The organism is Aliiglaciecola sp., assembly GCF_039982535.1.
Taxonomy (GTDB): Bacteria; Pseudomonadota; Gammaproteobacteria; order Enterobacterales; family Alteromonadaceae; genus Aliiglaciecola.
This window is the reverse complement of record NZ_JBDWYG010000066.1, coordinates 38198-58973: the sequence shown is the minus strand read 5'-3', so window position 1 is coordinate 58973 and position 20776 is coordinate 38198. Positions and strand designations below refer to the sequence as shown.

15 protein-coding genes are annotated in these 20776 nt (G+C 40.6%); 9 read left to right on the top strand and 6 right to left on the bottom strand.

Going from position 1 to position 20776, the window contains the following annotated elements; all coding sequences use genetic code 11:
• Nucleotides 1-7 precede the first annotated feature (7 nt).
• From rplT to ABJV04_RS17695, 7 genes are all read left to right on the top strand, one after another.
• Nucleotides 8-364, top strand: coding sequence for a 50S ribosomal protein L20 (gene rplT, locus ABJV04_RS17725; RefSeq protein ID WP_216047298.1), 357 nt, complete (start codon nt 8-10; stop codon nt 362-364).
• A 191-nt stretch (nt 365-555) separates the two neighbouring features.
• Nucleotides 556-825 (top strand): FeoA family protein, encoded by a 270-nt coding sequence (locus ABJV04_RS17720; protein ID WP_348492939.1) that lies wholly within the window; start codon nt 556-558, stop codon nt 823-825.
• A gap of 70 nt (nt 826-895) precedes the next feature.
• Nucleotides 896-2743 carry a ferrous iron transporter B gene (locus ABJV04_RS17715; RefSeq protein WP_348492938.1) on the top strand — a complete coding sequence of 616 codons (1848 nt, stop codon included), beginning with the start codon at nt 896-898 and terminating at the stop codon, nt 2741-2743.
• A 328-nt stretch (nt 2744-3071) separates the two neighbouring features.
• Complete coding sequence (gene pheS / locus ABJV04_RS17710; RefSeq protein ID WP_348492937.1) at nt 3072-4052, top strand: phenylalanine--tRNA ligase subunit alpha; 981 nt, start codon at nt 3072-3074, stop codon at nt 4050-4052.
• A 14-nt stretch (nt 4053-4066) separates the two neighbouring features.
• Nucleotides 4067-6454 (top strand): phenylalanine--tRNA ligase subunit beta, encoded by a 2388-nt coding sequence (gene pheT, locus ABJV04_RS17705; protein WP_348492936.1) that lies wholly within the window; start codon nt 4067-4069, stop codon nt 6452-6454.
• A 4-nt stretch (nt 6455-6458) separates the two neighbouring features.
• Nucleotides 6459-6758 carry an integration host factor subunit alpha gene (locus ABJV04_RS17700; RefSeq protein ID WP_348492935.1) on the top strand — a complete coding sequence of 100 codons (300 nt, stop codon included), beginning with the start codon at nt 6459-6461 and terminating at the stop codon, nt 6756-6758.
• Between the two features lie 127 nt (nt 6759-6885).
• The gene (locus ABJV04_RS17695) at nt 6886-7476 is read left to right on the top strand and encodes a hypothetical protein (protein ID WP_348492934.1); all 591 of its coding nucleotides are present in this window, start codon (nt 6886-6888) and stop codon (nt 7474-7476) included.
• An 88-nt stretch (nt 7477-7564) separates the two neighbouring features.
• Here ABJV04_RS17695 and ABJV04_RS17690 read toward each other — a convergent pair whose 3' ends face one another.
• Nucleotides 7565-10180, bottom strand: coding sequence for an EAL domain-containing protein (locus tag ABJV04_RS17690; protein WP_348492933.1), 2616 nt, complete (start codon nt 10178-10180; stop codon nt 7565-7567).
• Between the two features lie 345 nt (nt 10181-10525).
• Nucleotides 10526-11941, bottom strand: a complete 1416-nt coding sequence (locus tag ABJV04_RS17685) for an MFS transporter (RefSeq protein ID WP_348492932.1) — start codon at nt 11939-11941, stop codon at nt 10526-10528.
• Between the two features lie 201 nt (nt 11942-12142).
• On the opposite strand from ABJV04_RS17685, the gene nagZ reads away from it, so the two are divergent.
• Nucleotides 12143-13156, top strand: coding sequence for a beta-N-acetylhexosaminidase (gene nagZ / locus ABJV04_RS17680; RefSeq protein WP_348492931.1), 1014 nt, complete (start codon nt 12143-12145; stop codon nt 13154-13156).
• Nucleotides 13146-14525 (top strand): SLC13 family permease, encoded by a 1380-nt coding sequence (locus ABJV04_RS17675; RefSeq protein ID WP_348492930.1) that lies wholly within the window; start codon nt 13146-13148, stop codon nt 14523-14525. The genes nagZ and ABJV04_RS17675 overlap by 11 nt, the downstream gene beginning before the upstream one ends.
• Before the next feature lie 62 nt (nt 14526-14587).
• Here the strand turns inward: ABJV04_RS17675 and ABJV04_RS17670 are convergent, their stop codons facing one another.
• From ABJV04_RS17670 to ABJV04_RS17655, 4 genes are read right to left on the bottom strand one after another with little or no spacing between them, the layout of a single operon-like run.
• On the bottom strand, nt 14588-15118 hold the full coding sequence (locus ABJV04_RS17670; RefSeq protein ID WP_348492929.1) for a cob(I)yrinic acid a,c-diamide adenosyltransferase: 531 nt from the start codon (nt 15116-15118) through the stop codon (nt 14588-14590).
• 12 nt (nt 15119-15130) lie between these two features.
• On the bottom strand, nt 15131-16495 hold the full coding sequence (locus tag ABJV04_RS17665) for a CsiV family protein (RefSeq protein WP_348492928.1): 1365 nt from the start codon (nt 16493-16495) through the stop codon (nt 15131-15133).
• Complete coding sequence (mfd, locus tag ABJV04_RS17660) at nt 16492-19983, bottom strand: transcription-repair coupling factor (RefSeq protein ID WP_348492927.1); 3492 nt, start codon at nt 19981-19983, stop codon at nt 16492-16494. Before mfd ends, ABJV04_RS17665 begins: the two co-directional genes overlap by 4 nt.
• Complete coding sequence (locus ABJV04_RS17655; protein ID WP_348492926.1) at nt 19983-20585, bottom strand: PilZ domain-containing protein; 603 nt, start codon at nt 20583-20585, stop codon at nt 19983-19985. Before ABJV04_RS17655 ends, mfd begins: the two co-directional genes overlap by 1 nt.
• Nucleotides 20586-20776: the final 191 nt, after the last annotated feature.

The window sequence follows — 20776 nt, the reverse complement described above, 5'->3', positions numbered from 1 at the left end:
CTAAAAAATGGCAAGAGTAAAACGTGGTGTAGTTGCCCGTGCCCGTCATAAGAAGGTACTAAAGCAAGCCAAAGGTTATTACGGAGCTCGTAGTCGAGTTTATCGCGTTGCTGTACAAGCAGTAACAAAAGCTGGTCAATATGCATACCGTGACCGTCGTCAGCGTAAGCGTCAATTCCGTCAATTATGGATTGCACGTATTAATGCTGCGGCTCGTCAAAATGGCATGTCTTACAGCCGTTTCATTAACGGTTTGAAGAAAGCGTCTGTCGAAATCGATCGTAAGATCCTTGCTGACATCGCTGTGCATGATAAAGGCGCGTTTACTGCATTGGTTGATGCAGCAAAAGGCGCATTGGCTTAATTTTTTAACAATTAAGTTTAAGTTCTTTCGGGAAAAGGCGAACCAGGATGGTTCGCCTTTTTTCGTTTTAGTGGACTAATTATGTAGCCCAAACAAAGGGTGAAATAAATAGGTAACTAGCTTATCTGCTAAAAATATATGAAAGAGGCTATTCAGAACTTGCCTTTTACTATCACTTTATAAGATAATAAATGAAAATAGTTCTCATTTGTGGTCAGTTAATTATGTTGCAAAATACGGTGTGGGAACTTCCTACAAAAACATCCGCTAAAATCGTTGGATTACAAAATGGTCTTTCGGTTGCGATGAGTAATCGACTTAAGGAAATGGGCTTTTGTGATGGAGAGACAATCTCCTGCCTAAAACAATGTCCCTTTAATGGTCCAAAGGTAGTGGAATTGGGTGGAGCGATCTTGTCAATTGACAAAGAAATAGCGCAAAATATTAAAATAAAAATGTAACTCAATTTCGTCAAACTAATTTAACCATTATTTCCTACATAACTAAATTTTCACTAAACAGGTACCCGTAGTGTCTTCAACTGTTTCAGATAATAATAGTGCTCAACAAAAAGTTGTTCTAATTGGACGACCCAATAGCGGTAAAAGTTTGCTGTTTAACCAGTTAACTGGTCTACAGCAAAAAGTAGCTAACTTCCCTGGTGTTACAGTGGAACTGAAGTCCGGAAAAATGAAAGATCTGACGATTGTTGATTTTCCTGGCACCTATTCACTGCACAGTTTTTCCCAAGATGAGCAAGTGGCAATTGATGCTATTTACACGGCCTTAGAAAGTGATGATACAAGCCTGATTGTCTGTGTACTAGACGCATCACGTTTAGAGCGTAGTTTGGTGTTTGGATTGCAAATTCAAGCGTTAGCGAAAAAGCATAACAAAGGTTTTGTGTTTGTTATCAATATGATTGATGACGCTTTACGGTTTGGGCATGAAATCGACGTTGATAGTTTATCAACTGAATTAGGTTCGCCGGTTTTTGCATTGTCCGCTAAGACCCTAATAGGCCTGTCAGAATTTCAACAAGCTCTTCCTGATCTAGTCGCACAACAAAATTGCACACCGCAAAAAGTCAGTGAAAATCATGATGAGGTAATTAAACAAAGCCGCCATCTTGCTTACAAGTTTGGCATGAATGCCAATGTGGTGCTGAAACAGCAAAATCGGATTGACCAATTCTTATTGCATAATTGGTTAGGCGGCATTGCTTTCATGGCTATTATGTTTTTGTTATTCCAAAGTATATTTACTTGGGCAACCCCGCTGATGGATGGGGTTGAAAGTGGAATAGGCTACCTTGCAACTTTGGTTAGCGGCATCTTACCTGAAGGTATTTTTAATGATTTCCTAAATGATGCGATATTTGGCGGTGTAGGCTCGTTTTTAGTCTTTGTACCGCAAATTATGGTGCTAACATTTATTATAGGTTTATTAGAAGATAGCGGATATTTAGCTCGTGCAGCGTTAATTTGTCATAAACCTTTGAGTTATTTCGGCTTGTCGGGTAGAAGCTTTATTCCTTACTTGTCGGGACATGCCTGTGCCATACCTGCAATTATGGCAGCACGTACAATTGAATCACCACGCAAACGTTTAATCACCATGATGACAATTCCGTTAATGTCTTGTTCCGCACGTTTACCCGTGTATGCGTTATTAATTGCGGTGTTTATCCCGCAAACGCAGTATCTTGGTGGACTTGTGAATACGCAAGGTATGGTGTTCTTTGGTTTGTACATGACAGGTATTGTGACTGCACTTATTGTTAGCTTTGTGATGGATAAAATGCACTTTGCAGATAGCGACAAAAGTGAAATGCCATTTATATTAGAGCTACCAAGTTACCGTTTACCTCATTGGAAACCACTGATGTATCGTGTTTTGAATAGTGCTAAGTACTTTATACGACGTGCTGCTCCGGTGATTTTCATGGTAGCCGTTGGAATTTGGTTTTTGGGCTATTTCCCTATTCATAGTGGCGGTTTGGAAAACTCTTACCTTGGTTACATTGGCCATTTTATCGAACCGTTATTTGAACCTCTTGGTATTGATTGGCGTTATGGTGTGGCTATTTTGATGTCTTTCTTAGCCAGAGAAGTGTTTGTAGGAACCTTAGGTACTTTGTTTGGTATCGAGGGTGCAGATGAAAATATAGCGGGCTTGGCTGCTAACATTCAAAATGATGGACTAACCTTTGGTGCTGGAATGGGCCTGCTGATTTTCTACGTCATTGCCTTACAATGCGTAGCAACGGTGGCAACTATTAAAGCTGAAACCGGAAGTCAAAAAATTGCTTGGGGTTTAGTCGTTGGTTATGGTGCATTGGCTTATTTAATGGCCTTTATAGTTAACAGCCTTCTCTAGCGCTTTAATGTTTACTAGTCCCACAAAAGGGTGCATTAATCGTGCTCTTTTGTGGAGGTTTTAAAATACTTATTTAGATTTTTTCACTGCTAAGATATTTGTTAGTAACCGGGTTTCATACCCTGTGCAGTTGCTAATTACCCGCTTTCATTCTTTTTTACTAATCTTTTTCCCCAATAAACAAAAAATTGTTGATCAATCATAGCCTGACCCTAGCTATAAAGGTCTGATTTCGTGTAGAATTACCGGTTCTTTTTTAAAGTACACTTATCAGGTTTGTGAAGATAGGCCTTTAATTTATTAAGTAAAATTCCAATCCGAGGAAGCTATGGATCTCGACGCCATAATTGAACAGGCACAAAATAAAATTAACGATGCACAAGATGCGGCTACTTTAGACGCAGTGCGAGTAGAGTTTATGGGTAAAAAAGGTCATATGACTGATTTACTCAAAGGACTCGGAAAGTTATCTGCTGAAGAGCGGCCCATTGCCGGACAAAAAATAAACTTAGCGAAGCAGAAGATCCAAGGACTTATTTCAGTTCGTGGTGAGTATCTTCGAGATGCCGAGCTGAACGCAAAATTAGCTGGTGAAACTATTGATGTTACTTTACCCGGTAGAACGGAAAACTTAGGCGGATTGCATCCGGTTAGCCGTACTATTCGTCGAATTGAAAGTTTCTTTGGAGAACTTGGTTTCACAGTTAAGTCTGGCCCAGAAGTAGAAGATGGTTTTCACAATTTCGATGCGCTAAATATACCCGCTAATCATCCGGCTCGTGCCGATCACGATACGTTTTATTTCAACCCAGATGTAATGCTACGTACGCAAACATCAGGGGTACAAATTCGTACTATGGAGGTTGAGAAACCGCCACTTCGTATTATCTCGCCTGGCCGTGTATACCGAAATGATTACGATCAAACGCATACACCGATGTTTCATCAGGTTGAAGGGTTGATGGTTGATAAAAATGTCAGTTTTGCCGAGTTAAAAGGCGTTTTACATGACTTTTTGAACAACTTTTTTGAAGCCGATCTGCAAGTGCGCTTTCGTCCTTCTTACTTCCCGTTTACTGAACCCTCAGCTGAAGTTGATGTTATGGGGCAAAACGGTAAATGGTTGGAAGTTTTGGGATGTGGCATGGTTCACCCAAATGTCCTTAGAGCAGTAAACATTGACCCAGAAGAATATACTGGTTTTGCCTTTGGTATGGGGGTAGAGCGTCTAACCATGTTACGTTATGGTGTGAACGATCTTCGAGCCTTTTTTGAAAACGACCTTCGTTTTCTTAAGCAGTTTAATTAAGAGTATTCGAATAAATGAAATTCAGTGAAAAGTGGTTGAGAGAATGGGTTAACCCAGCTGTATCAACACAACAATTATCAGAACAGCTTAGTATGGCTGGTCTAGAAGTTGATGGACTAGAGCCAGTTGCAGGCGAATTTTCTGGGGTTCTAGTTGGTGAGGTTGTTGAGTGTGGACAGCATCCTAATGCAGACAAATTACGCGTCACTAAAATTAACATCGGACAGGACGAGTTAATTGATATCGTATGTGGTGCACCAAACTGCCGTCAAGGTATCAAGGTCGCAGTGGCGACTGTAGGCGCAGTTTTGCCTGGTAACTTTAAAATTAAAAAAGCGAAACTGCGAGGTGAACCTTCGTTTGGCATGCTGTGCAGTTTTTCTGAATTAGGTATCAGTGAAGACCATGATGGCATCATTGAACTACCTACTGATGCACCTATTGGCCAAGATATTCGTGAGTACCTTGAATTAGATGACGTTACCATTGAAGTTGATTTAACTCCCAACCGTGCAGATTGCCTAGGAATTAGAGGTGTTGCGCGAGAAGTTGGAGTATTGAATCAGGTTGAAGTGACAGCACCTAAAATTGAAGGTGTTGATAAGCAAATTGAAGATAGCCGTGAGATCCAACTTGCTGCGCCAGAAGCTTGCCCAAGATATTTAGGACGGGTAATTAAAAACGTCAATGTAAATGCCGCATCTCCTCTATGGATGCAGGAAAAGCTCAGACGTAGCGGTATTCGTAGTATTGATCCTGTGGTGGATGTCACTAATTATGTGTTAGTTGAACTTGGTCATCCAATGCATGCTTTTGATTTGGATAAATTAGACGGCGATATTATTGTCCGTTTTGCTAGTGAGAATGAAAAGTTAACGCTTCTTGATGGCAATGAAACTACTCTAAAAACCAATACGTTAGTTATAGCTGATCAGCGTAAAGCTCTAGCTATGGCGGGAATTTTTGGTGGTTTAGAGTCAGGTGTTACTAACGAATCTAAGCATATATTTTTAGAAAGTGCCTTTTTTGCTCCTGATGCAATTATGGGTAAAGCCCGTCAATATGGTTTGCATACTGACGCTTCCCATCGTTATGAACGTGGTGTTGATCCGCAATTGCAAAGAGTTGCGATGGAGCGGGCTACCCAGTTGTTAATGGATATTGTTGGTGGTGAAGCTGGACCTATTACTGAGTCGGTAAGCCAAGAGCATCTTCCTACAGAAAAAACCATTCAATTACGTGCATCTCGCCTTACGCGTGTACTTGGTATTCATGTAGAAGATGCGAAAGTAACAGATATCCTAACGCGTTTAGGTTTAGAAGTTAATTTCTCGAATAGTCAATGGTCTGTTGTTGTGCCAGCGTACCGTTTCGATATTAGTATCGAAGAAGACTTAATAGAAGAAGTCGCTAGAGTTTACGGCTATAACAGCATTCCAACAATTGCCCCTACTGCAAAGTTGAAAATGTCTGTGCATAAGGAACAAAACCTTAGCTTAGATAGACTCAAACAAACACTAGTCGAGCGTGATTACCAAGAAGCGATTACCTATTCGTTCGTGGATCCTAAGGTGCAAAGCGCTTTATTCCCTGAGATGTTAGGTATGCAACTTCCGCATCCTATTTCTTCTGATATGTCAGCGATGCGAGTGAGTTTGTGGACAGGGTTATTGCAGTCAGTGTCATATAATCAAAAACGTCAACAAAGCCGAGTTAGATTATTTGAGACGGGTTTACGATTTGTACCTGATAGCACTGAAAAAACGGGTGTTAGACAAGAAGTTGTCGTTGGTGGTGTAATTTGTGGTAATCGCCATAATGAACATTGGAATGTTGAAGATCGAGGTGTTGACTTCTACGATATCAAAGCTGATGTAGAAGCCTTATTGCAAACGACCGCGAATATTTCCGAATTTAGTTTTAAAGCAGCTGAGCACTCAGCACTTCACCCGGGCCAGTGTGCGCAAATATATCGTGGTGAAGAGTTGGTTGGTTACGTAGGTGCGGTACACCCTAAATTAACTAAAATATTGGGCCTAAACGGTAAAACTTACGTATTTGAACTTGATTTTAATGCAATTGGCGGTAAAAAATTGCCTTTGGCAGAAGAAATTTCAAAATTTCCTGCTAATAGACGTGACATTGCCATCGTTGTAGAGGAAGATAAAGTTGTAGGGGAAATAATTTCTTACATCGAAAAATTTGGCGGAAATCAACTAGTTGGCCTAAACTTATTCGATGTGTACAGAGGTAAGGGAATAGAGGCCGGTTATAAAAGCTTGGCAATCTCTCTTACTCTACAGGACCAAACAAGAACGCTTGAAGAAAATGATATTCAAGCGGTAGTTGAAGATATTCTGTCCCAGTTAGCAGAAAAGTTCGGGGCATCATTGAGGGATTGACTTTATGGCGTTAACCAAAGCTGAAATGGCTGAGCATTTATTTGAAAAATTGGGAATTAATAAGCGGGATGCTAAAGATCTTGTTGAATCATTTTTTGAGGAAGTCCGAGAGGCACTTGAAGACGGAGAGCAAGTAAAATTATCCGGCTTCGGTAACTTCGATTTACGTCAAAAAAATGAACGTCCTGGTAGGAACCCCAAAACAGGGGAGGATATTCCTATTAAAGCACGCAGAGTTGTGACCTTTAGACCTGGTCAGAAACTTAAAAGTCGTGTGGAAAATTCGGAACCTTCCGATTCTTAGATGAAGTAAAACACACCCTTAATTACAATAGGGTGTGTTAACCTTTTCGACGAATAAAGCTAATAATAACTTGGTTAGAGTCGAGAATTCTGCTGAGTCTGATCATTAAATCTAGAAAATACTCCCTATGACCAAAAAACTGTCTTTTGCTATTGCATTCGTCGTAGTAGCTATCATTGTAGCTGTTCAGTTTAGCGACCCTGTTAAACCGACACTTTCAACTAGTGATTCCACTGATCATTCCGAAGCTGAACAAACCTCTAGTATCAAACAATTTAGTTATAATGACATTCTGCAGAATGACGAGTTCAGGCTGGGTATGCAGCAAGCTGTTGAGAATAATGATATTACGCTGGCTCAATCGTTACAACAAAGAGCCATAGAAATAGGCGAAGCGGCGAATTTACCCGATAACGAAATGTCGTTAATATCGGGTGAAAATGGTCTGAGGTTTATGCAGTTTTTAGCTAGCAGACAACTTTTTGCCGATAAATTCCAAGAGTATTACCTCAGTTTTAAAGATATCCAACCGTTAAAAAACGACTATCCTGAAGCACAAGATTTGTTTGAACGTTCAGAGCAACTAGTTGAAAAACGGGACAAGCAGATTAGAGCATTGGCAGAGCAGTTAGCCCAAGAGAGTGGTAAAGACGTGGAATTGTATTTGCAATTGGCTAAACAACAATGGCAAGAGCGACAGTCAAAAACTGCTGATTAAAAGACAAAAAATAGTTATTTTATAGGGGTAAATCAGAACACGAACATCAAGCAACAGGTTTATCTTTGTAAACATCAAACATCAAACATCAAACATCAAACTTCCAAGCCTTATCATTTTCCCACTTTTTCACCCAATCAGGTATTTTGCTTGCGACCATGGGTTTAGCGATTCCGTAACCTTGAGCCAGTTCGCAACCTAGCTGCAATAGTGCTTTACCATGGGCAATAGTTTCTACACCTTCAGCGATTACCTTACGTTGGAAAGTCGTTGCTAAGCTTATGACACCTTGCACAATTGCCAAGTCATCATTGTCTTCTAACATGTCTCGGACAAAACTCTGATCAATTTTAATTAAATATGCAGGAAGGCGTTTAAGGTAAGTTAGTGAAGAGTAACCTGTACCAAAATCATCAATAGCAAATCTAACTCCTAAATCTCGGCAATCATTCATTGTATTAGACACAATATCGGTATCATGCAGGGCACTGGTTTCCAAAATTTCAAGCTCTAGACGATTGGGGTTAACTGCAGGATGGGCGGCCAATAGTGTTGACAACCGAGCGGTAAAATTAGCTTGTTGTAATTGATAAGCGCTAATGTTGACACTAACGGGTATATCCAAACCTAACTTCTGCCAACTCTCTATCTGAAGTAGTGCAGTGCTGATCACCCATTCGCCTACTTTTAAACTCACTCCCAGCCCCTCTATTAAGGGTAAAAACTTTAGTGGCGGGATTAATCCATTGGTTTTGTGTTGCCATCTAATAAGCGCTTCAACGCCTACGGTTTCGCCGCTTAGCATGTTTATTTTTGGCTGGTAATGCAATACAAATTCATTGTTTTCTATGGCGGTATAAATATTTTCTATGTTCTCACGTTGCGAGTTGAGAGCTATATCGTGAGCGATATCAAACTGATGGTAGCGATTTTTGCCTGCCTGTTTGGCGATATACATGGCTTGGTCTGCATGTCGCATAAGTTGATCTGCATCGACATTGTCGTGAGGGTAGAGGGTTACACCAATGCTGGCGGAAACTTGCATAGATGCATTGCCAATGCTGACGGGATCTGATGCGGCTTTTAATAAACGATTTAATACATGCTTAGTATCTTCAAATTTCTCTAAATCTACCATTACTGCGATAAACTCATCGCCGCCGATGCGAGCGAGGGTATCGCCTTCGCGTAATGCTTCTTTCATCCGCTGTGAAAGGGCAATAAGCAAGTCATCTCCTACATTGTGGCCATAGGTGTCATTAACCGCTTTGAACCCATCTAAGTCCATAAATGCAACCGCTAAAGATTTCTTACGACGTTCGCATTGTATAGTCGCTTGGTTCAATCTGTCGGCTAATAAAACCCGATTAGGGAGGTTAGTTAGCGCATCATAGTGGGCAATGCGCTCAAGTTGCCCCTGATATTCTTTCATAGGTGTGATATCGGTAGATAAGGATACATAGTGTTGTACTTTACCTGCTGTGTTTTTCACGGCATTGATTGTGACCAGTTCGGGATAAATAACGCCATTTTTGCGTTTACTCCATACTTCCCCGCGCCAATAACCTTGTTTGGACATGGCATCCCATATTTCTAGGTAAAATTCGTCGGAGTGGCGTTCAGAACGAAATATATTTGGTGATTTCCCTCGTACTTCTTCAAGGGAGTATCCACTCATTTTACTAAAAGTATCGTTAATTTCGATGATTTTAAGGTTAGCGTCGGTAATCATGATGCCCTCTTGAGCATGAGTAAAGACGCTTGCTGCACGTTCGAGCTTTTCTTCAGCGTGTTTTTTTTCTATGGCAATACTAGCCAAACTGGCGGTTTGTTCTATTAGTTCAAGATCTGCAGGCGTGGGTTGATGGGCTTTATGGTGATAAATAGCAAAAGTACCTAACACCTTTCCAGAGGTGGAGCGTATTGGTTCTGACCAACATGCTCCTAATTCAGCTTCTGCGGCGAGTTCTTTGTACGGCTGCCAGTAAGGGTGATTAAGAACATCATTCACAATAACGCGCTTATTGGTATAAGCGGCAGTCCCACAAGAACCCACACCAATGCCTATTTCAATACCATTGATAGCTTCATTGTAAAACGCAGGCAGGCTTGATGCAGTGCCAATCACTAGGTGTTTTTGAGAATCATCTAATAATAAGACACTACAAAGCATGTCAGGATTCTCTTGTTCAACTACACGAACTATCGCTTGTAAGATTTCATTTAATGGTTTGCCACTGGAGATGAGTTCTAGTACATGTCCACTTGACTTTACTCTTGATTCAATTTGCTTGCGATAACTAATATCATGAATGATTCCGACTAAAAAATGTTTACCTTGGGAGTCAGTAAATCGTTTTTTATTGGTTAATATTGTTTTTTCTTTGCTACCCGTAATCGTTAAAGTTTCTTCGCATAGAATTTCTTCACCAGTTTGTAGTACTTTTTTGTCAGTGGACAAAAAACGCGCTTGCTGCTCTGGTGTGACTCTTTGTGCTAGTGTTCGTCCTAACGCTTCTTGTCGAGTTACACCTAATATTTTGCAAAATGCATCATTGACAAGTAATAAGCGGTAGTGCTCATCTTTTACAAAAATCGGATCCTTAGAAATATTGAAAGCAGCACTAAAATACTTTTCAATCTCAGTAGGCTTCTCGAAGAATTGACTGAGGGGAGGCGCGTTTATAGTGTCTTTTGATGTCATGTTACAAACTCCTAGTCAGATAATTTTAGCAATAGATATCGATTCGTGCTGCTGACCGTTATAACGATTTATCATTAAATTGGTGACTTGTTCTCAATTTTAGTTCATTTGAGTAGACTTGATAGTAGTAAATTCTTTGAGTTTAAGATGTATTTGTATAATTAAAAATAACTCGGCAGGGAATACTAATAACGGAATCAGAAGAGCATTATAAAGCTTCGCTGAAAGATGGTAATTAGACATTGGTTTTAGAAAAGAAGCTAAAGCTAAACACTTTCGCAATATGCACCGTCAAATTTTCTGTTTGAATGACAATATTGCAAATATAGGCTTCATAAGGTTTTGTTAAGAATCATCTTTTATGCAAAACCAAGCTATAGCTGAAATTAACAAACAAGCGCCACATATTACGAATAACATATCCTTGTCCGCCACTTGGTTTATGTACTTTCCTATCCCTAAGCTTGAAACTAATTGAGGTAAAACAACGGATAGGTTGAACAACCCCATAAATAGTCCCATTTTTGCAGCAGGAACCTTTTGAGACATAATTGCAAACGGCAAACTAATTGTTGCTGCCCAACCAATGCCCAGAAAAGCCATCATTATATAAATCCCTAATTTTGACTCACCAACTTGAGACAACACGAAATAGGCGATGGACATTGATAATATACAATAGGTATGTACTTTTACTCGCCCCAACTTTTTCGCCAAAGGCTCTAACAATAATGCAGGTAAAATAGCTGACACCACACTTAATATGAGAAAGCCTGCGCTGATAACCTGTCCCGTTTGATTATCTGAAAGCTCAGGGAGATTCTGTTTAATAAAACCAATAATATAAATAAACATAGATTGCACACCCAACCAAGTGAAGGCATGCGCGGCCAGTACTTTTTTAAATCCTTGTTCACTGGTGCCATCGGGCTTGTGGGTCTCTTTAGTGATTAGGGTTTTGAATATCAGTATCAGGGTTAAGATGAGGCAGGCTAGCTCTACCCAGTAATGTTGAATATCAATGTTAGCCATTTTAATTGTGAACGCATAAACCGAATAAAGAATAAATCCCCAAAGCGGTTCAATGACTTTGCAACCGTTCCAAAAGCCCAGCTTGGTATGCTGTTCTGACGATTCTGAGTGTTCAAAACTACGTGATTCAGTTACAAACAGCGGGGGAATGATGGACATGACCAGTACCAGACCCACACCAATATAAATCAACGCGTAATTATTCCAAAAAGTACCAATTACATAAGCTAAAACACCAAATGAACCGGATACTGTTTGCATCCAAGTATAGCCTTTAGTGCGCTCATGTCCTTTAGGTGTAACATCGGCAATGATGGAGCGTGTAGGATTGAAACTGATGTTAATGGACAAATCGAGTGTTAGGGCTACCAGCACTGCAATACCTAAAATAGCTTCAATATTTAGCGCTGCGGAAATAATACCTATGTTTGGCAGAGCCAATAAACTAAGGGAAGCAAGTACACCGCCTATGATAATAAATGGCCTTCTTCTGCCACCCCAAAACCAGATATTGTCGCTAATTGCGCCAACAATGACTTGTCCTAAAATACCTGCGATAGGCCCAGCCGCCCAGACAAAACCTACATCATGCAAATCCAAACCGTATTGGGTGGTCAATAACCAACTTAAAGCGGCAATCTGTACTGACAGGGCAAAGCCCATGGCACTTGCTGGCAAACTAAGGAGGCTATAAAAACCATTACTAAGACTTTTTTGGAACGCTAGCATACAGCTCTCTTATTTTTATTATCTGGATTGTTAACATTTTTTTAACTAAGCCATTGTATATAAAGTGGTTTGATTTGATAGAAACATACGTATGCATTAATTAAAAAACGCAGAAAGCTGAGAAAAGTGAATTTAACTTTAGTTATGTTATTCATTCTTATATAGTTTTATATATATAACTCAATGATTAACGAGGGCCCAATGGGACCAATAATGCTGGATGTCGAAGGGTATGAGATCAGCGCCGAAGAAAAAGACATCTTAGATCATCCCCTAGTTGGCGGAATCATCTTATTTTCACGAAATTACCACGACCAGAAACAGTTAAAAGAGTTGGTTGTTGAATTACGAAAGCATGCCCGCAATGACGTGCTCATTGCCGTTGATCACGAAGGGGGAAGGGTACAGCGTTTTCGCGATGGTTTTAGCTCAATCCCAGCAATGGGCAGCATTTGTGAACCTGACCAAAAGCTTTCTGAGAGCATGTTGATGCAAGCCAAAAGCTTTGGCTGGCTGATGGCCGCAGAGCTACTGGCGTTTGATATAGATATCAGTTTTGCACCGGTGTTGGATATGCACGGCATTTCTGACGTTATCGGTAATCGTAGCTTCCATCAAAAACCGCAACATATTGTGTCCCTTGCTAGTGCTTTTATAAACGGAATGCATAGCGCGGGAATGAAATGTACCGGCAAACATTTCCCAGGTCATGGCAATGTAAAAGAGGATAGCCATGTAGCAATGCCTGTTGATAAACGAGCCAGTGAAGATATTTTTCAACTGGATATGACGATATTTGACACCCTTAATCAACAAGGTTTATTGGATGCGGTGATGCCTGCACATGTTATTTATCCGGCTGTAGATAGTTTGCCTGCTGGATTTTCACCGGTCTGGGTTGACCAAATACTGCGCAAACGACTTGGCTTCAAAGGTGTGGTTTTCACCGATGATTTGTCTATGCAAGGGGCTGTGCAATTAGGCTCAATTGTAGAGCGAATTCAAGCTGCATTAGGTGCTGGCTGTGATATGACGCTGGTTTGTAACAGCCCAAAGGATGCGGCTAAAGCTCTCGATGGATTGCCAACTGACTACCAATCCACGGGAAGAGCAACAAGTATGCGCAAGGGATCGTTTTTTAATTTTGAACAATTACAAAAAACAGAAAAGTATCAAAAGGCGTTACGTACTTTAGGCGAATTTAGTGAAGCTTAATTATCCGGTTATTTGTATTGCTTTGGTAATTTCATCTGCGGTTTATGGTGGTTTGTTCCTATACATGCAGCAAACTCATCTTATTGCTGTTACGGCTTCTATTACGTTATTCATCGCTACGTTATGGGTATCCGAAGCCTTGCCTATTCCGGTTACCTCATTAATTCCATTTTTTGCTTTTCCCATGGCGGGGGTGATCACCCATAAAGAAGCAGCCTCAGCACTTGGCAGCCATGTCATTTTATTGTTGATGGGGGCTTTTATGTTATCCAAGTCCTTAGAGCGATCCAACGTTCACAGCCGCCTGGCACTTTATATGATAAGAATGACTGGTAGTCAGAGTCCACGGCGCTTAGTGTTAGGTTTTATGTTAACTGCCGCTATTTTGAGTATGTGGATTTCGAATACAGCGACAACCTTGATGTTACTGCCTATCGTTTTAGCAATTGTTCCCCACATAAAACAACAAAAAATTGTTGTTGCCTTACTGTTAGGGATTGCCTATTCAGCAAGCTTAGGTGGCGTTGGCACTCCCATTGGTACGCCACCAAATATTATTTTTATGAGTGTTTACTCAGAAGTCCAGGGACATGAAATTGATTTTTTACAGTGGATGAAGACGGGGGTTCCCGTTGTCATTATCGCGATTCCGTTGATGGCAATTTGGTTAACCCGCGGATTAAAAACCATGGATGATTGCCATTTACCTAAAGTGGGAAGCTGGCAAATAGCAGAAAAACGCGTGTTAATCGTGTTTTCGTTTGTGGCGTTGGCTTGGGTTTTAAGACCTTACTGGACAAGTTGGTTCAACATGCCATATGTCGGGGATAGCACCATTGCTCTGTTGGGCGTAGTATTAATGTTCCTCGTTCCCAATGGGAATCTTACTCAATATGGCAAAAAAGAAACGCTACTGGATTGGCCCACTGCAAATGATATTCCTTGGGGCATGTTATTGCTTTTTGCTGGAGGGATCTGCATTGCCAAAGCATTTACTGCTTCAGGTTTGAGTGAAGTCATGGGCGGTTGGCTAAATGGCTTATCTGCGCTTCCAGTACCGTTATTGGTTTTATCAATTTGCCTTTTTGTTACCTTTCTCACTGAGATAACATCCAACACAGCCACCGCTACTTTATTGATGCCAATTTTAGCTACTGCGGGCATTGCTGCTGGGGTCGATCCTGCTTTATTAATGATGCCGGCTGCTATGAGTGCAAGTTGTGCCTTTATGCTTCCGGTGGCTACAGCACCAAATGCCATAGTGTATGGAACCGGTAAATTTAGTATCAAAACCATGGCCAGAGAGGGATTCATGCTCAACATTATCGCCGCTGTGGTCATCACTGTTGTCAGTGTATTTACATTTTAAGAAAGTTAAAGGCCGAGCAAATAGCAATCTTCAAAAGAGCATGATTTATACAAGAGTCTGGGTTAGGAGACTTTTGTTTCTTCTACAATGTAGTGGTGATTAATCGCTCTGGCTAATACAAACAAGTAATCAGATAATCGATTTAAGTATTGCAAACAAGCTTCAGGAACAGGGTAGGTTGAAAGTAAACCGACCATGCGTCTTTCAGCTCTTCTTGCTACCGTGCGGCAAACGTGAGCTTGAGCTGCTATGGAATGTCCACCAGGCAAAATAAAGTGAGTTTGTGGCGCAAGCTTAGCTTGTAATTGGTCAATTGTAGTTTCAAGTTGGGTAACAGCGTTTTCCGTTAAGGCGGCATTTGCTGAAATAGCAAAACCGATTTGAAACAGATTTTTCTGAATATCCATTAATAACTCTGTTTGTTCGCTGATCACCGGGCAACGGCTATTACTGATTAATAACCCAATATTGGCATTAAGCTCATCTAAGGTTCCATAACACTCTAAAACCTCGTCATTTTTATCTAAGCGAACCACTTTATCAGCATAAATTTGGGTTTTACCCGTATCGCCAGACTTTGTATATATTTTCAATTTATTTGCTCTTTAGTTTTTTTGACCATCAAAGGTTGCGGGTAAATCATAACGTCTGATTTGGATAATCATGCCAAACAAGGGGTGATCAAAATAATGGACTTGATTACTGATCACTCGACGTAATTGCTTGAACGGGTAACTTTGCAATCGGTCTGGTTCTGGCAAAGATTGTTGTACTTGATTTGCCGCAACTTCTTCTCTTAAATAGGCTGGAGAGTCAAAAAGCGGTGCTCTAAAATCAAGATCACTGTCAATGTGCAAGTAGGGAGTACGTTGAATATAACGTAAAAATACTTTAACTGTGCCATCTAGCTCCCAAATATCGTCTTCTTGAAGGGAAGTATCACTGGTTAACATCTGATTTTCATCAACAACATCAATAGCCGGTAGAGAATATTCAAAATCATCATCATTCAGAGCTAACTTTATTTGTTCAATTAAATCCGTTTGCTGCTCTTGTAGTTCCGGCTGCTTGTCATTGAATTCAGAAGCAGAGATATTTCCGTTTTGGTTTTCCGAGAATGAATCTACTAGGCTGGTTAACTCAATACTGCTACTTTGCTCAGGTATTCGTTTTCCAGTTACTGCATCGAACTCTTTACCGTAATTTTTACCTGCAAATAAGTGAAGCGCTATGGCGTTATCTTGGCCGAAAACCGTTTGTTGTCGCCAGCCCATATGAAGTATGGTCGATAACCCTCTTTGACGATTAATGTCGCGGGCCAACTCATTTAACTCAAAGCTATCGGATGAAAGTAATTGGGTAGTATGTAACGACGGATCTTCAGTACGACTAATGACAGTGGGCACTTTTTCAATAAAGGGTTTGATGGGCTTTTCGTGCTCCATGCGACATAGAACGTTAGTCGGCACCTTGACCTCTTCTAATGGAAAATTAAGCTGCCAAATATCTAAATAAGCTATAGGTTCCGCGACATCGTCATTCTCAATGACTTCTGAATTGGCCAGGGTAAATTGCTTATCATCAAATGCCACATAATTCCCAAAGGTGTCCTTAAGAATAATGTCAGAGCCAATTTCTTTTGGTTCAGTGGATTCAGTGGATTCAGAAAAGCATAAAGGAAGCCCAACAAAAACCGATTCTAAATCGGGATATAAATAGTCATGTAGGTTTTCAAAACCAATAGGAGAGGGCTCCATTGCTATTTTGTTTGGAAACTTTTCGACAATAGAGGCAGGGTCTATATTACGTTTATAGACAATCACTTCGACGTCAAACCACCATTGTTTTTCTTGGCTGGTGGCAACAAAGCTAATAGACAAAAGCAGCCACGCTAAGATCGCCTTTGGAATAAAAGCCAGATTCAATCTAAAACATTTTTGAACACAGAACACAGTTAATTTACCTTTCATGCTGCTTTTACCTGACGGCTAAAATCATTCAGTAAGTTTTCGATAACGTCTATTCGGCTTTGCGCTGAATCATTGTTAATCACCACTTTTAATTTATCTGGACCTTCTAATTTAAACTTATTAGGTTTAGTTTGGATCATGCGAATAATATATCCCGGTTCAATTTTTGTGGAGTCTGAAAACTCAATGACTGCGCCTTTAATTGTCGCATCTATTTTGTTAATGCCAACGGATTTCGCTAAGAGTTTTAATTCTGCAACTCTCACTAAGTTCTTAGCTGCGTCTGGCAATAATCCGAAACGATCAATTAATTCTATTTGAAATTCTTTTATTGCAGTTAAATTTGAACATCCCGCCAGCTTTTTATACAAGGACAAACGCGTATTTACATCGCCAATATAATCCTCTGGCAATAGTGCTGGAATGCGCAATTCAATTTCTGTTTGAGCAGATAATGCATCATCTAATGAAGGTTCTTTGCCAGCTTTGAGAGCCTCTACTGCTTGCTCTAACATATCCATATATAACGAGAAACCGACGGTGGCGATTTGTCCAGATTGGTCATCACCTAATAGCTCGCCGGCACCGCGTATTTCCAAATCGTGAGTAGCTAGCGCAAATCCAGCGCCCAAATCTTCCAAGTTGGCAATGGCATCCAAGCGTTTCTGGGCATCCTTTGTCATCCGCTTTGGTGGCGGAGTCAGTAGATAGGCATAAGCTTGGTGATGGGAGCGTCCCACACGCCCTCGTAATTGGTGTAGTTGGGCAAGACCTAAATGATCTGCTCTATCCATTATTATGGTATTTGCCGATGGCACGTCTATACCGGTTTCAATAATTGTTGTGCACACCAATACATTAAATCGCTGGTGGTAGAAGTCACTCATCACGCGCTCAAGCTCGCGTTCTCGCATTTGTCCATGACCAACAGCGATACGTGCCTCGGGCACTATCTCAGCTATTTCGGCTGCGGTTTTTTCAATGCTATCTACTTCGTTGTGAAGGAAATATACCTGACCACCACGTAAAATTTCACGCATGATTGCTTCTCGCAGCAGTTCTTTGCTGCGTTGATGGACAAAGGTTTTAATCGCTAAGCGCTTGGCTGGTGCGGTGGCAATGATCGATAAATCTCGCATTCCACTGAGGGCCATATTCAATGTTCTGGGTATGGGCGTTGCCGTGAGGGTTAAAATATCCACATCGGAACGCAAGGCTTTAAACTTCTCTTTTTGACGTACCCCAAATCGATGTTCTTCATCAATAATGACTAAACCTAAATCATTGAACTTCAAGTCATCTTGTAACAACTTATGGGTACCAACAATGATATCTACCTTGCCGTTACCGATACCTTCAATGACTTGTTTTTGCTCTTTTCCGGTAACAAATCGTGAAAGTACCTCTATACGAAAAGGACAATTAGCAAATCGATCTTTGAAGTTCTCAAAATGTTGCTGGGCTAGCAAAGTGGTAGGTACGAGGATAGCAACTTGTTTGCCTTGATTGGCAGCTAAGAAGGCTGCACGCATAGCCACTTCCGTTTTACCAAAACCAACATCACCACAAACAAGTCTGTCCATCGCATTCGGACTGCCCATATCTTGGATCACAGCATTAATGGCTTGCAATTGATCATCGGTTTCTTCAAAAGGAAAGCTATCTGCAAAAGCTTGATATTCTGGCCAGTCAATTTTATATGCAAACCCGGGTTTAGCGGCCCTTTTGGCATATACATCCAATAATTGCGCCGCTACATCACGGACCTTTTCAGCTGCTTTTTGGCGTGCTTTGCTCCAAGCATCAGAGCCTAGGTTATGCAAAGGAGCATGATCCAAATCGCCGCCACTGTATCGACTGATTAAATGCAATGATGCGACAGGGACGTAGAGTTTCGCTTCTTTAGCGTATTCGATGGTGAGGTACTCAGTGGTTAACCCGCCTGCATCTAGGGTTTGCAATCCTAAAAATCGTCCTACACCATGTTCTAAATGCACTACTGGCTGACCTTGTGTAAGTTCAGCAAGGTTACGAATAATGGCACTTTCATCGGTAGCTTGACGCTTTTCACGTAAGCGACGTTGACTTACTTTATGCCCCAATAATTGGGTTTCAGTGATAAATGCAAGTTCACCGTCTTTTTCCAACAACTGGAAACTGTTTTCTGCCAATCCAATGGCAATACCAATAGGTTCGTGACTGGCTAAGAATGCATGAATATCTTCAAAAGCTTTAACTTGAATTTGCGCTTTATGGAGAATCTCTAACAGGCTTTCTCGTCGTCCTTGTGATTCTGCACAAAATAGGATTTTTTGACCTTTTTTCTGCCAGTTTTTTACAGATTCTTTGAGACTAGTCCAAGGTACTTTATTTTGATGCTTAATGGCTATTTCACCAATATCATCAGTGGCTAAATTAATTCTTCCTGCTTTTTCCTCTACCTTTTGGTTCGTTAGGTTGATTCTTGGCCATTGTTTGAAACCCGCAAAAAGCTCTTCGTAGCGTTGAAAAATTTGTTGCGGCGCTAACAAAGGACGATCGGGGTTATAACGATGTTGCTCATAACGTTCGTTTAAGTCTGCCCAATAAAAATCACATGCCGACGATAAATCACCATAGGTCATGAGTAACGTGTTCGGGTGCAGATAATCGAATAAGGTAGCAGTGTCATCGAAAAATAAGGGTAAATAGTATTCTATCCCCCCAGGCATAATGCCTTTGCCCACTTGATAATAAACTGAGTTTTTGCTGTTTTCGGTGTCGAAGGTGTCTAAATAGTTTTCACGAAAACGCTTTATGGCCTCTTTATCTGTTGGAAACTCTCTGGCTGGTAATAGGTTAATGCCATCGACTTTATCGCCGGAACGCTGATTGTCAGGATCAAAGTGACGAATTGAATCAACTTCATCGTCAAACATATCTATTCGAAATGGTTGATTGCTACCCATGGGAAACAGGTCAATAATGCTGCCGCGAATACTAAATTCACCATGGCCCATCACTTGATTCACATGTTGATAGCCTGACTTGTTTAAATTGAGTCTGAACTCATCGATATCCAAGGTTTGACCGGTTTTTAAAATCAACAAGTAACGACCTAAGAAATCCACAGGTGGCATTCGCAGTAACAAGGTGTTTACTGGCACTATAAATATGCAGCGTTTATTCTGGGTCAGTTCAAATAAGGTTTCTAAGCGTTGAGAAATAATATCTTGATGGGGGGAGAAGTTGTCGTAAGGTAAGGTTTCCCAATCCGGCATTAATTTAACTTCTAACTCATCATCTCCGGCACCGGCAAGGAAAAAATGCAATTCTTTTTCGAGTTTTAACGCAGTCGGGGTGTCTGCCGTAACCAACAGAGTAGAGCCAGGATTGCGTTTAGCTCCATTGGCAATGGCCAACGATAAACTACTGCCATGCATATTGCCCCATTGAACAACATTGCCAGATTTTTTGGGTAACTCAGGGGTAAAAATACTTGTTATCATTAATTTGAATCATTGTTTTGTTGTTTCGAACGAGCGCGAAGTTGAAGTGTCTGCAAATGCAAGCTTGCTCTAACTAGAAGCTCTTGGTCTTCTTCGCGGATACGACTGAAAAGTAGATAAATATGGTAATCGTCATCAACAGGTTCCGATTTAATCACCTCGGAGTAACAATAAACTGCCGCTGACTCTTCGGTTAAAAAGACTTTAAGCTCAACAATAGTGCCTTCTTCTAAAGGCGCATCCCGTTTTAAAATAATACCTCCACCGCCAAATTCTACTGACATATAACGATGTTGTGGATCATCCTGTTGCTGCAATATGTAAGACATCATCAAATCTATTTTCTTGTTTTGATGATTGAGGAAATCGGTGAGATCTTTAGCGTGTTCGCTAAGATTACGTAACGGTCTTATGGCTTGTGAGTCAACATTCGACACCTCAGCTGCTATTTTAAATGCATAAGGCATTTGACCCACTAAGTCTTCTAAATTGGGAAGTTGAAAATCATCACTAACAGGGGTCATATTCACACTGAGCTGATGTTTTATGGTAAAAAACTCATGAAACTGAGCCATTTTTTGTTCCAAACTAAGTGGATCCATGTATTCCCCATTTGATTCGATTTTAACGTCTTTGTTTTTTCTAACTTTAGTTATCTGTAAGTTAATTTCAATTTAACCCACATAGTCTTTGTAAGCCTTTGATTATAGTTTACCAAAGCGACGTTATTTTGTTTCTTGTTTAGCTGATCTCAAACACGTATTATGCCAGTTTATCGTCCACAATGAACAGC

Bases quoted from the DNA above. Each gene is read 5' to 3' on its own strand.
- rplT (WP_216047298.1), top strand. From the start codon at position 8: ATGGCAAGAGTAAAACGTGGTGTAGTTGCCCGTGCCCGTCATAAGAAG.
- ABJV04_RS17720 (WP_348492939.1), top strand. From the start codon at position 556: ATGAAAATAGTTCTCATTTGTGGTCAGTTAATTATGTTGCAAAATACG.
- pheS (WP_348492937.1), top strand. From the start codon at position 3,072: ATGGATCTCGACGCCATAATTGAACAGGCACAAAATAAAATTAACGAT.
- pheT (WP_348492936.1), top strand. From the start codon at position 4,067: ATGAAATTCAGTGAAAAGTGGTTGAGAGAATGGGTTAACCCAGCTGTA.
- ABJV04_RS17700 (WP_348492935.1), top strand. From the start codon at position 6,459: ATGGCGTTAACCAAAGCTGAAATGGCTGAGCATTTATTTGAAAAATTG.
- ABJV04_RS17695 (WP_348492934.1), top strand. From the start codon at position 6,886: ATGACCAAAAAACTGTCTTTTGCTATTGCATTCGTCGTAGTAGCTATC.
- ABJV04_RS17690 (WP_348492933.1), bottom strand. From the start codon at position 10,180: ATGACATCAAAAGACACTATAAACGCGCCTCCCCTCAGTCAATTCTTC.
- ABJV04_RS17685 (WP_348492932.1), bottom strand. From the start codon at position 11,941: ATGCTAGCGTTCCAAAAAAGTCTTAGTAATGGTTTTTATAGCCTCCTT.
- nagZ (WP_348492931.1), top strand. From the start codon at position 12,143: ATGGGACCAATAATGCTGGATGTCGAAGGGTATGAGATCAGCGCCGAA.
- ABJV04_RS17665 (WP_348492928.1), bottom strand. From the start codon at position 16,495: ATGAAAGGTAAATTAACTGTGTTCTGTGTTCAAAAATGTTTTAGATTG.
- mfd (WP_348492927.1), bottom strand. From the start codon at position 19,983: ATGATAACAAGTATTTTTACCCCTGAGTTACCCAAAAAATCTGGCAAT.
- ABJV04_RS17655 (WP_348492926.1), bottom strand. From the start codon at position 20,585: ATGGATCCACTTAGTTTGGAACAAAAAATGGCTCAGTTTCATGAGTTT.